We start from the raw sequence: 11,103 nt of genomic DNA, 5'->3' as shown, positions 1-11,103 counted from the left end.
GGACATGGTCGAAAAGACGGACCGGACCGCCGAATCGACTGGGCCGCGCTCGGCGGACGGACGCCGGTTCGAGGTGTTCGTCCGCGAGGAGGAGTCGGACCCGCTCCGCCACGTCGGTACCGTCGCGGCGCCGACCCCGGACATCGCCCACGAAGAGGCGAGCAAGCTGTTCGCGTGGTACGCCCGCGACGTGTGGGTGTGTCCGGCCGAGGAGACGCACCGGTACTCCGCAGAGTCGCTGGCCGACGACGACCGATCGCCTGAAGCGGAGTCCGCCCCCTCCGACGACGGCGAACCGCGCGTGTACGAGGAGACCGAGGGAACGCCGACCGTCGCTTGCGGCGGCGCACCGGCCGACGACGCGCCGGTCGACGCCGCGCCGGAGGACGAGCGATGATCTCCGTCAGCAAGCTCCTCTGTGGCCTCGACGCCGAGAGCGACGGGCTCCGGTACGACGCGGCCGACGACTCAGAGAAGCCGCAGATAACCGAGAATCGCCAGCGGCGGCCCGTGGTCGTCTGGAACGCGACGAAGCGGTGTAACCTCTACTGCGAGCACTGCTACGCGGCCGCGGACCAGGAGGGCGCGCCGAACGAGCTGTCCACCGCCGAGGGGAAGGCGCTCGTCGACGACCTCGCCGACTTCGGGGTGCCGGTGCTCCTCTTTTCGGGCGGCGAGCCGCTCGTTCGCGAGGATCTGACGGAGCTCGTCGCGTACGCCGCGGACAGCGGGATCCGGCCCGTCCTCTCGACGAACGGCACCCTACTCACCCGAGAGCGCGCCCGAGCGCTGAAGGAGGCGGGTCTCAAGTACGCCGGTGTCTCCGTCGACGGGCTCCCCGAACGGAACGACCGGATCCGCGGCGAGGAGGGGGCGTTCGACGCCGCGGTTCGCGGTATCGAGGCCTGTCTCGACGTCGGGCTCAAGACGGGGCTCCGCTACACGATCACCGAGCACAACGTCGCGGACCTCGAGGGCGTGGTCGACCTGCTCGTCGACGTCGGCGTCGACCGCTTCTGCTTCTACCACCTCGACTACGGCGGCCGGGGAGCCGACATCGCGGACGTCGATCTCAGCCCGGAAGCGACCCGGCGGGCCGTCACCGACCTCTGTGATCTCACCCGCGAGTACCACGACGCGGGCGAGGAGATCGAGACGCTGCTCGTCGGCAACTACGCCGATGCAGGGTACCTCGTCGAGTACGCGGACCGAGAGATCGGAACGGACCGCGCCCGCCTGATCCGGCGGTACCTCGAACACAACGGCGGCGACCCGACCGGCGAGCGCGTCGCCGACGTCGACCCCGTCGGCAACGTCCATCTCACGCAGTTCTGGCAGGGGTACGCGCTCGGCAACGTCCGCGACCGGTCGTTCGGCGCGATCTGGGCCGACGAATCGAACCCGCTTCTCGTCGGCCTCCGGAACCGCGAGGACCGCCTCACCGGACGATGCGCCGACTGCGCGTACCAAGATATCTGTCGCGGCGGGTCGCGGCTGCGAGCGCTGTCGGCGCACGGCGACCCCTTCGCACCCGACCCGAAGTGTTACCTGACCGAGACGGAGCGTGCCGGTGCCGCGGCGCTGTCTCGACTCGGGTCCGATTCGGCCGCCGACTGACTTCCGTGAACCGACCTCGTTCGGCTACCTCTCGACCTCGTCGAACACGTCCGTGACGAGCTTCGCCTGCGCCGTCCGGAGCCGCTGTGAGAGCGCCGACTTGCTGATGCCGAGCTCCGCGGCGAGGTCGCCGAGCGCCACGTCCGCGTCGTCGTCGAAGTAGCCGCGGACGACGGCGAGTTCGAGGCCTTCCCGCTGTTTCGGGGTGAGCGCGGAGAGGTCGAAGGTCACCTGCTCAGTCGCCTCCGGCCCCTCGACGACCGCGAGCCTGGCGAGCCGGACGCTGTCGAGCGCGTCCCGCAGCGCGTCGACGATCTCGCGCACGACCGTGCGGTCGTCGACGTAGGTCGTCACGAGCATCGTCCCGTCGGTGACCCGCTGCACGTGCGGAACGCACCCGAACTCTCGGAAGATCCGACACAGGCAGTCCTCGGTCACCGCTCCTTGCCCGCGGATCAGCCCGTCGCCGCTCGCTGGCTGGACGTCGACCGTGCACTCGTGGCCGACCGCGTTGATAGCCACGTCCGACGCGTCGTCCGTCTCGTCGACGATCGGACAGTCCCAGTCGTCGCTCGGCGTGACATCGAGGTCGACGCGGAGGCGACGGTCGTCGCCAGCGGCTTCGGCCATACGCGAGGTATCGGTGGCGGCCGCTTATGTGTTCGGCTCATCGGACGAAACTGAGGCTTCGGAGCGACTCGCTGGCGTCGAAAACGTCTCGGTCTTCGGACTCCGGAGTGGTGTCAGTCCTCGGTCTCCGGGGCCGCCTCTTCGGTCGGGTCTTCGGCGCTTTCGGCCGTCTCGGCGTCGTCGGCCTCCTCGGAGCGCGCGGCGACGAGCGCCCCGCTGGCGACGCTGTACATCGGTTCCTCCGCCGAGCGCACGCCGCTGATCGAGAACGGGATGTTCGCGTCTTCGAGGTGGTCCGCGAACAGGTCTTTAAACCCGTTCGGGCTGGAGGTGCCGCCGGTGACGACGACGGGCACGTCGAGACCCTCCTCGACGTCCTCCTCGTCGACCTCGCGGGAGATGTTCTCGATGACGTAATCGAGCAGGTTCTCGTAGTAGATGGCGAGCGCGCCCTCGACGCCGCCCACGTCGGTCCGGAAGTCGAGTTCGAAGTCGTCCTCCTTGATGCTCGTGACCTTGTCGACGGGGGTCCCGGTCGCCTGTGACGTCTGCTCGTCGACCCAGTCGCCCCCGCGGGCGATGGAGAACTTCATCACGGGCACGGCGTAGTACGCGAGACAGACGTTCGTCATCCCCGCACCGAAGCTGATCCCGAGCCCGGTGAAGTTGTTGTCGGCGAGCTCCGAGTAGATGACCGCCATCCCCTCGTTGATCGGCTCGGGGTCGTACCCCATGTCACCGAGCATCGACTCCAAGGTCTTCTCGTGGTACAGCGTGGTCAGCCCGGAGTCGATCGGGTCGGCCGGACTGGAGTAGAAGAGCCGCTCGTTCGGCTTGGAGGGCTGGCCGACCACTTGCTCGGTGATGAGCTTGATCATCGGGATCGCCGACGCTTCCTCACTGGAGAGGATGCCGTGTTGCATCGGGCGGCGCGTCTCCTTGTTGAAGATGTTCGCGAAGTTCAGGGCGTCGTCGCCGACGACGTACACCTTGTCGTCCTTGCGGATGTGGAGGACCTCGCTGCGGGAGAGCATCTGCTCGGCCATGTCGCTGTACTCGATCTCGACGAACGAGTTCCGCTGCTGTACGAACACCGTCTCTGCGCCTTCTTGTCGCCCAGAGAGGATATTCATCGTGCCAACGTCAAGGCCCTTAGCCATACACGCCCGTTTCATTGCACGCGTCATAAACGTTCGTGGCCGATTCCGAGTCGAGAGAATCGCAGGCGGGCCGGTCGGCGCGGCGTCGAACCGCCGTGACTCCCGGTTCGAATCCCGGGTCGTTTATATATCGCGCCGCGGTTCTCGCAGACAAGTTGAACGACACGGCACGCGGCGTCCTCGAACTGGCACGCCCGGGCAACTGCGTCGCGGCGGGGCTCCTCACGGCGACCGGTGCGTTCGTCGCGGGCGTCGGCGGCGCGACGCTCCCGGCCGCGATCGCGACGGTGACGACCGTCTTCGCCGTCGCCGCGGGCAACGCGATCAACGACTACTTCGACCGCGACATCGACGCGATAAACCGGCCGGACCGACCGATCCCGCGGGGAGCGGTCTCGGCGCGGGGTGGACTCGCCGTCTCGATCAGTTGGTTCGCCGTCGCCGTCGCGCTCGCGCTCGCGCTCCTCCCACTGGCGCTCGCCATCGCTGGCGTTAATCTCGCCGCGCTCGTCACCTACACGACGATTTTCAAGGGAACGCCCGGGCTCGGCAACGCTCTGGTCTCGTATCTCGTCGGATCGACGTTCCTGTTCGGCGGGGCCGCCGTCGGCGCGGTCGAGGGCGTGGTCGTGCTCGCGCTGTTGGCCGGGCTCTCGACGTTCGCCCGCGAGGTGATCAAAGACGTCGAGGACGTCGCCGGCGACCGCGAGGAGGGGCTCCGAACGCTCCCGGTCGCTGTCGGCGAGGACCGGGCGCTGTGGGTCGCGGTCGCCGCGCTCGTCGTCGCCGTCGTCGCCAGCCCGGTGCCGTATCTCGTCGGGACGTTCGGCGCCGTTTACCTCGTCGTCGTGGCGGTCGCCGACGCCGTGATGCTGTACGCCTGCTATGAGAGCTTCACCGACCCGACCGCGGCACAGCAGCGGTTTAAATACGGAACGCTGCTAGCGGCGCTCGCGTTCGTCGTCGGACGCGCGGCGCTGTTGTGGTGAGAGCGGTCGCTCGCGACGCGGACGGTGTAACGCGTAGTCGCTCGTACGCTGGCAGTATAAAATGGCCGCCGCTCACCGGTCGATTCGTAGAAAAACGCTCGACTGCGGGTAGTTAGGTGACGGTCACGCGACGTTGAAGCCCTTATCGCGGAGGAAGTCCTCCACGCGACCCGAGTGGTTCCCCTGCAGCTCGATGGCGCCGTCCTCGACGGTGCCGCCGCAGGCGAACTTCGATTTGAGATCCGAGGACAGCGAACTCATGTCCACGTCCTTCGGGTCGAATCCTTCGATGACCGTTACCTCCTTACCGTACCTGCGCTCGTCGATGCGGATGCTGATCTGCTGGGACTCTTTCGCGACGTCTTCGCAGACGCAGAGTTCCTGGGGCAGTCCGCACGTCGAGCAGACTTCCGACATTACGGTCGAACGTACATGGTGCCCGTATTAAATAGTGTCGGGAGTGCGACCGCCGCGCACGTCGACCGGCGATAAAGCGAAACGCGGGACACGACGGACGAACGAGACGCTCGGGAGCGGAGCGCCGAACGAACTCACCGAGAGCGGAACGCGCGGCCGACGACCGGCAGCCGCTCTACCACGAGTCGGCGGACGATCCGCCGCGCCTCCGCGGCCTCCTCGGAACTCACCGTTCCGGCGTACGTCGCCCGTTCGTGAATCTCGCCGACCCGCGCGACCCGTTCGTCCGCGCCGCGGAGACCGATCGCCCGCAGGTACGCCCGCGGCGTCTCGCCGGGCCGTCGCTCGCGGTACTGGTCGGCGAGCAGCCGCTCCAAGACGTCGAACGCGCGCCGGGCGACCGCCGCCGGCGGCTCTCGCGGCCAAGGTACCCAGAGCCGACCGGTCCGCCGGAGCCGCGTCGTCGCGCCGGTTCGATGCGCTCCGGCGACGCCGACCGCGACGGCGATGAGCCAGTAGAGCGCGGCGTCTCGCGACGGGCCCGGGAGCCACCCGTCGTCGTCGGCGGCGGCTGACGCCGATCCGGCACCGGGCGACAGCTCCTCTCGCGGCACCGCACCGCCGTCGCCCCCTTCGGTGACGGGGGTCGCCGCGTCGTCGTCGCCCGCGGAGTCGTTTTCCGAGGCGGCCGTGTCGTTCGCCGTCGGCGCGGAGCGGTTCTCGCCGTCGGGGTCGACAGCGGCGGAGGAGCCCTCGAACTCGAGCGTCGGGTCGATCTCCGACTCCTCAGTATCGACGCCCTCGTCCCCGCTCGCTCGCGCCTCGGCGAGCCGCGCGTCCCGGGTCTGGTCGCGGTCGTCGGCCGGCGTCGGGTCGAACTCGACCCAGCCGTGTTCGGGGACGTACACCGCCACCCACGCGTGGGCGTTCTGACCGCGGACGACGTACCGGTCGTCGCCGACCGCCTCGCCCGTCGTGTACCCGGTCACGAACTGCGCCGGTACTCCCTGCGAGCGCAGCATCGCGACCATCGTCGTCGCGAAGTAGGTGCAGTACCCGGCGTCCATCTCGAAGAGGAACGCGTCGGCGACGTCGCCGTCGGGGCGCTCGACCGTCAGCGAGTACTCGTACTCCTCGATCAGGTACCGTTCGATCGCGACCGCCTGATCGTACGGGTTCTCCGCGTTCGCCTCGTCGACGATCGCCTCGGTTCGCTCGCCGACCCGATCGGGCGTGCCCCCCGGAAGCTGCGTGTATCGGTCCTCGATCGCGGGGTCGTAGTCGGTGCTCGCGTTCCGCAGTTCCGCCGGGTCCGCGTCGAGGACGCGGCTCTCGACGGTCGTCGTGTCACCGGGTAAAATTGCGGCGCCGAGCCGGATCGTCCCGTGGTCGTCGACCTGCGCGGTGGCGCTGCCCGCCCCGCGGACGTCGACGGCCTGCCGCGGGGCGGGCAGCGCCCGCGACTCCGACTCCGGCTCGACCGAGACGTTCACCGTCGTCGTCTCGCCCGGCGGCCCGTCGAGCGGCTCCGCGAGCGACGACTGCTCGCCCGACCGCACCCAGCCGTCGCCCGTGTACCGATCGTAGCCGTTGGCGTGCCAGTTCGACGCCACGGGGCTCTCGATCGTGTACCGCACCTCGGGAGAGAGTCGGGTCGGACCGACGATCTCCACCTCGTCGTCGGCGCCGACGGTCGATTCCAGGGAGGGCGTTCCCCGGTCCAGTCCCCACGGCTGCGCCGCCCCGGCCGGAAGCACGGTGACGGTCGCGCTCACGAGGACCATCACCGCCAGCACCGCGGCGAGCGTGTCCCAGTGGTCCCGGAGTCGTGCTCGGGTCGACAGCGTGGAGAGCCCGACCGCGAGCGCGACGCCGACGACTCCCGCGAGGGTCGCCGTCCCGCCGGCGTCGCCGGTGAGCACCAAGAACAAGAGCGTCCCGCCGGCGACGGTCGCGGCCCAGACGTGTCGCCCGCGTCCGGCGAGGTAGGCGACGAGGAACGTCGGAACCGGCGCCACCGCGAGGATCCACACGTCCGCGAGCGCCAGCCGCAGCACCGAGAGACCGGTCGCGAGCGAGACGAGGTCGAGCGCCACGCTCCGGACGGAAAACAGCGCCCGCTGGCTCGCCGGGACCGCGAAGTAGTAGCCGGCCAGCGTGGCGACGAGCAGCGCGGCCGTCAGCCTGAGCGCCGTGCGCTCGCTCACGATCCGAGCGAGGACCGCGCCCGCGACTCCGGTCACCGCGACCGCGACGGCGACCCGCGCGGTTCCGCCCACGATGTCCGTCGCTGCGAGAAACACGCCGAGGTACGCCGCGGTGACGATCCCGACCCCGACGACCGCGGGGTCCGTGAGCCCGGGCGGAAAGAGTCGAGCGGTCTCAGCGGTTCCCCCGCTCCCACCGCCCGCGATATCGGTCGACTCCGCGGCGGCTTCCTCACCGCGCTCCGATCGCTTTCGGTCGAGGAACGACCGCCCGCTCATCCGCTCGACACCTCCGCGGTGCCGGTTCTCGGTGTCCCGACCGGAGTCTCGGTCGGCGTCCGGTCGCTCCGCTCGTCGAGGTCATCGAACGGAACCGTCCGATCACTGAGCTCGTAGCGCGCCCCCCGGGCGTCCGCGACGACGCGTACGTCCGGATCATCGACCGAGACGGGTCCCGGGCCGGTGCGTGCGGCGAGCTCCAGCACGGCGCGACGGCCCGCTCGGCCCGGTTCCGCCGACACTTCGCCCGCCGGAAGCGTCACGTCGACGGGGACGCCGTCGTTCAAGAGCGCGACGGCGAGGCTGGCGGTCGCGCTCGCGAGCGCGTCGTCGCCGGTGCGATCGTTCGTCGTCTCGCCCGCGATCGACACCCGACCGCGCTCCGTCGACGCGGCGAACTCCTTGACGACGATCTCGTCGCGTTTCGCGGTCGCCGGCCAGTGGACGTCGCGGAGCGGGTCGCCGCGGGCGTACTCGCGCAATCGGTCGAACTCCTCGCGTTCTCGGCTCGCGCCCACCGCGTCGGCGGCGTACAGCCCGCGCCGGAATCTCGACGGGACCGGTCGGCACTCCGGGTACGCGAGGACCGTGTCCACGGTATCGACGAGCGTCCGTCGCTCGAAGAGCCCGAACACGTCGGTCGCGGCGACGGTGACGGGACCGAGTCGGTGCTCGCCGCGCTCGACGTAGCGGACGCGGTACGAGACGGGGTCGGCCCCGTCCGGCGCGGTCCCCTCCGACGCGCTGCCACCGATGGTGGTCTCGACCGGGTCGGTCGGTCCCACCACCCCGTCATCAAGCCGGTCAGACACCGCTGCGGGGTACGCAGGCGAGACCGGCTCTCCGAGGCGCTCGCCGTGGAATCGGAGGCCGACCTCGCGAGTCTCACCGACGAAGCCGTCCGCGGGTCGGATCCGACGGACACCGGGGTCGTCGAGTCGGGCAACGTGATAGTAGCCCGCGGCGAGCGCGACGACGCCCGGGAGCAGCACCGCGTTGAGCGATCGCGTCCCGACCGCAAGTGCCGTGACGACGGCGAAGACGCAGACCGCGACGACGGCCCTCCCCCGTCGAGTCACGGTGATCGTCGCCATCGCTCACTCCACGGGAACGCGTTCGAGGGCGTCGGCGACCACGTCGGCGCCGTCGGTCCCGCCGGCGTCCGTGCGGATCCGGTGGGCGAACACGGTCGGCGCCTCGGCCTGTACGTCGTCGGGGATCACGTACCCGCGACCGTCCAGCGCCGCCCGGGCCTGCGCGGTCCGAAGCAGCGAGAGGCTCCCGCGCGGGCTGACGCCGAGCCGAGCGTGCTGCCGGGTGTCGACGGCGAGACGGGCGACGTAGCGCCGCACGGGCTCGCTCGTCTCGATCGCGCCCACCGCCGCCCGAGCCCGCCGCACGTCCTCGACCGTCGCGACGGGCTCGACCGCGTCGACGGGGTGGTCGCCGACCATCCGCCCGATGATCTCCGCCTCCTCGTCGGTGTTCGGGTATCCCAGCCGGATCTTCTTCGTGAAGCGGTCCACCTCGGCGACGGGGAGTTCGTACGTCTGGCCCGGCTCCACGTCGTTCTGCGTCGCGATCACGCAGAACGGGTCGGGCAGCTTGCGGGTCTCGCCGTCCGTCGTCACCTGATGCTCCTCCATCGCTTCGAGGAGGGCGGACTGGGTCTTCGGCGGCGCGCGGTTGATCTCGTCGCCGAGCACGACGTTCCCGAAGACGGGTCCCGGCTGGAACTCGAAGGCGTCGGTGCGCTGGTTGAACACGTTGACGCCGGTGACGTCGGAGGGGAGGAGGTCGGGCGTGAACTGCACGCGAGTGAACGAGCCGTCGATCGAGCGCGCGACCGCCTTCGCGAGGGTCGTCTTCCCGACGCCGGGCACGTCCTCGACGAGCAGGTGGCCGCGGGCGAGCAGGGTGACGAGAACGTGGTCGATCGCCTCCCGCTTCCCGACGATCACCTCCTCGACGTTGGCGGCGACGCGGTCCGCGAGGGCGGCGACGTCGGCGGGGTCCGTCTGTGACTCCGCGGGAGCGTCAGCGCGGTCCGCGATCGCGGCGTCGCCGTCGACGCGATCCGTGACCGTCGCGTCGCCGTCGACGGGTCCGGCACCGAGCGGTCCCGTCTCTCCCGAGTCAGTCATGCCGCCGCTCGCCGGAGCCGAGCCTCAGTCGTCCGCCGCGCGTGGCGTCGCGGCCGGCGCGAGTCGCGTGAGCCGCTCCCGGCCCGGCGAGCTTCGTGTGAGAGCTACCCATGGTCATCGATATGACTTGGCTACGGGAAGGAACGGCATATGCGTTCCGCCGAGGACGGACCGGTCTGAGGCCGATGCGCCCCGAAAACGACGGCTAGGCCCGTCGACGCCGAGTCGCCGAGTCGCCGAGACGCCGAGTCGACTACGACTCCCTCACGTTCCGCCCGGCGGGTTCCCCGAACGACTCCGCACCGGTGACGGGGTCGCGCTCGTACACGACCTCGCCCCTGACGAGCGTCAGCTCCGGGAACACGCCCTGTACCCCCTCGAACGGCGTCCACCCGCACGCGCTGTGGAGCGCGCCCGCTTCGATCTCGCGGGGGTTCGTCAGGTCGACGAGCACGAGGTCGGCGTCCGCGCCGGGTTCGATCCGGCCTTTGTCGTCGAGTCCGAAGATCGACGCCGGGTTGGCCGCGACCACGTCGCGCACGCGTTCGATCGACAGTTCTCCCGTCCGTACCGATTCGAGCAGGAGCGGGTACAGCGTCTCGACGCCGGGAACACCGCTCGGCGCCTCGCGGAGTCCCCGTCGCTTTTCGTCGACCGTGTGCGGCGCGTGGTCGGTGGCCACCACGTCGACGTCGCCGTCGCGGAGCCGTTCGAAGACGGCGGCCCGTCGCTCCTCCGAGCGGAGCGGCGGGTTCATCCGGCCGAACGTGCCGAGCCGCCCGGCGTTCTCGCGGGATAAAAAGAGGTGGTGCGGCGTGACCTCGCAGGTCGCGTCGGTGTCGGCGACCGCGTCGATCCCCTCCGGCGTCGAGGTGTGCGCGACGTGGACCCGCGCCTCGCTCGCCGCACCGGCCTCGAGCGCGCGCTCGACGGCCGCGATCTCCGCCTCGGCGGTCCGATACGCGGACCACGCGTCGGCGGTCGCGGCGGTACCGACCCCGCCGAGGTCGCCGTCGAGGGCCGTCTCGTCGAACAGCGTCTCGTCCTCGGCGTGGACCGTGACCGGCACGTCGCGGGCGGCGGCCTCGGCGAGCGCCTCCTCGAACAACTCGAGCGCGATCCCCATGTCGCCGGTCGAGTCGGCGAGGAACACCTCGCCGAGCGCGAACAGCGGCCGGTCGAAGAGCGTCTCCGGGTCCCACTCCGCGGTGACGCCGCCGTTGATCCCGTAGTCGACGTAGGAGGCGGCCGCGAGGGCGGCCTTCTCGTCGAAGGCGTCGCCGTCGACGGTGGGCGGCGAGGTGTTCGGCTGGTCGACGACGGTCGTGACGCCGCCGGCGGCCGCGCTCTTCGACCCGGAGGTCCACGTCTCCTTGTGGCTCCCGCCCGGCTCGCGGAAGTGAACGTGGACGTCGATGGCACCGGGGAGCAGGTGTCTCCCGCGCGCGTCGACGACGCGCTCGCCTCCCTTCGGGTCGAGTCCCGCGTTCGTCGGCTCGACCGCGTCGATGGTCCCGTCTCGGATTCGGACGTCCCGAACCCGCCCGTCGGCCAGCTCCGCACCCGTGATGAGCATGCGTACGCGCTCGCGGCGCGACGCTTAAACCGTGGTGATCCGCCGCACCACAAAGCGTTTGACGTGTCCGACGAGCACTCGCGC

10 protein-coding genes are annotated in these 11,103 nt (G+C 70.4%); 3 read left to right on the top strand and 7 right to left on the bottom strand.

Annotation, left to right across the window (positions count from 1 at the left end):
• The first annotated feature begins 4 nt into the window (after nt 1-4).
• Complete coding sequence (locus ACNSN4_RS13715) at nt 5-397, top strand: Htur_1727 family rSAM-partnered candidate RiPP (RefSeq protein WP_418286406.1); 393 nt, start codon at nt 5-7, stop codon at nt 395-397.
• Nucleotides 394-1,617 carry a TIGR04347 family pseudo-SAM/SPASM protein gene (locus tag ACNSN4_RS13710; protein ID WP_418286405.1) on the top strand — a complete coding sequence of 408 codons (1,224 nt, stop codon included), beginning with the start codon at nt 394-396 and terminating at the stop codon, nt 1,615-1,617. Before ACNSN4_RS13715 ends, ACNSN4_RS13710 begins: the two co-directional genes overlap by 4 nt.
• A gap of 24 nt (nt 1,618-1,641) precedes the next feature.
• Here ACNSN4_RS13710 and ACNSN4_RS13705 read toward each other — a convergent pair whose 3' ends face one another.
• Together ACNSN4_RS13705 and ACNSN4_RS13700 are read right to left on the bottom strand one after the other, a co-directional pair.
• Entirely contained in the window at nt 1,642-2,247 is a 606-nt protein-coding gene (locus ACNSN4_RS13705; RefSeq protein WP_418286404.1) for a helix-turn-helix domain-containing protein, read from the bottom strand.
• Between the two features lie 113 nt (nt 2,248-2,360).
• A complete protein-coding gene (locus ACNSN4_RS13700; RefSeq protein ID WP_496923292.1) occupies nt 2,361-3,407 on the bottom strand; it encodes a disk-shape morphogenesis protein volactin in 1,047 nt (348 codons plus the stop codon).
• A 155-nt stretch (nt 3,408-3,562) separates the two neighbouring features.
• On the opposite strand from ACNSN4_RS13700, the gene ACNSN4_RS13695 reads away from it, so the two are divergent.
• Nucleotides 3,563-4,396 (top strand): geranylgeranylglycerol-phosphate geranylgeranyltransferase, encoded by an 834-nt coding sequence (locus ACNSN4_RS13695; protein WP_418286403.1) that lies wholly within the window; start codon nt 3,563-3,565, stop codon nt 4,394-4,396.
• A 123-nt stretch (nt 4,397-4,519) separates the two neighbouring features.
• Here ACNSN4_RS13695 and yciH read toward each other — a convergent pair whose 3' ends face one another.
• From yciH to ACNSN4_RS13670, 5 genes are all read right to left on the bottom strand, one after another.
• Nucleotides 4,520-4,813 carry a stress response translation initiation inhibitor YciH gene (gene yciH / locus ACNSN4_RS13690; RefSeq protein ID WP_004046732.1) on the bottom strand — a complete coding sequence of 98 codons (294 nt, stop codon included), beginning with the start codon at nt 4,811-4,813 and terminating at the stop codon, nt 4,520-4,522.
• A gap of 134 nt (nt 4,814-4,947) precedes the next feature.
• The gene (locus tag ACNSN4_RS13685; RefSeq protein ID WP_418286402.1) at nt 4,948-7,299 is read right to left on the bottom strand and encodes a transglutaminase TgpA family protein; all 2,352 of its coding nucleotides are present in this window, start codon (nt 7,297-7,299) and stop codon (nt 4,948-4,950) included.
• Nucleotides 7,296-8,393, bottom strand: coding sequence for a DUF58 domain-containing protein (locus ACNSN4_RS13680; RefSeq protein WP_418286401.1), 1,098 nt, complete (start codon nt 8,391-8,393; stop codon nt 7,296-7,298). The genes ACNSN4_RS13685 and ACNSN4_RS13680 overlap by 4 nt, the downstream gene beginning before the upstream one ends.
• A 3-nt stretch (nt 8,394-8,396) precedes the next feature.
• Nucleotides 8,397-9,443 (bottom strand): AAA family ATPase, encoded by a 1,047-nt coding sequence (locus ACNSN4_RS13675; protein ID WP_418286400.1) that lies wholly within the window; start codon nt 9,441-9,443, stop codon nt 8,397-8,399.
• Nucleotides 9,444-9,696: 253 nt separating this feature from the next.
• Nucleotides 9,697-11,019 (bottom strand): dihydroorotase, encoded by a 1,323-nt coding sequence (locus ACNSN4_RS13670; protein ID WP_418286399.1) that lies wholly within the window; start codon nt 11,017-11,019, stop codon nt 9,697-9,699.
• Nucleotides 11,020-11,103 lie beyond the last annotated feature (84 nt).

This window comes from Halorubrum marinum, assembly GCF_048381195.1.
Lineage (GTDB): Archaea > Halobacteriota > Halobacteria > Halobacteriales > Haloferacaceae > Halorubrum.
Note: the sequence above shows the minus strand (reverse complement) of the source record. Positions and strands in the feature narration are given on the sequence as shown.

Coding starts and splice junctions, on each gene's coding strand:
- ACNSN4_RS13670 (WP_418286399.1), bottom strand. CDS start 11,019: ATGCTCATCACGGGTGCGGAGCTGGCCGACGGGCGGGTTCGGGACGTC.
- ACNSN4_RS13700 (WP_496923292.1), bottom strand. CDS start 3,407: ATGGCTAAGGGCCTTGACGTTGGCACGATGAATATCCTCTCTGGGCGA.
- ACNSN4_RS13710 (WP_418286405.1), top strand. CDS start 394: ATGATCTCCGTCAGCAAGCTCCTCTGTGGCCTCGACGCCGAGAGCGAC.
- ACNSN4_RS13705 (WP_418286404.1), bottom strand. CDS start 2,247: ATGGCCGAAGCCGCTGGCGACGACCGTCGCCTCCGCGTCGACCTCGAT.
- yciH (WP_004046732.1), bottom strand. CDS start 4,813: ATGTCGGAAGTCTGCTCGACGTGCGGACTGCCCCAGGAACTCTGCGTC.
- ACNSN4_RS13680 (WP_418286401.1), bottom strand. CDS start 8,393: ATGGCGACGATCACCGTGACTCGACGGGGGAGGGCCGTCGTCGCGGTC.
- ACNSN4_RS13715 (WP_418286406.1), top strand. CDS start 5: ATGGTCGAAAAGACGGACCGGACCGCCGAATCGACTGGGCCGCGCTCG.
- ACNSN4_RS13685 (WP_418286402.1), bottom strand. CDS start 7,299: ATGAGCGGGCGGTCGTTCCTCGACCGAAAGCGATCGGAGCGCGGTGAG.
- ACNSN4_RS13675 (WP_418286400.1), bottom strand. CDS start 9,443: ATGACTGACTCGGGAGAGACGGGACCGCTCGGTGCCGGACCCGTCGAC.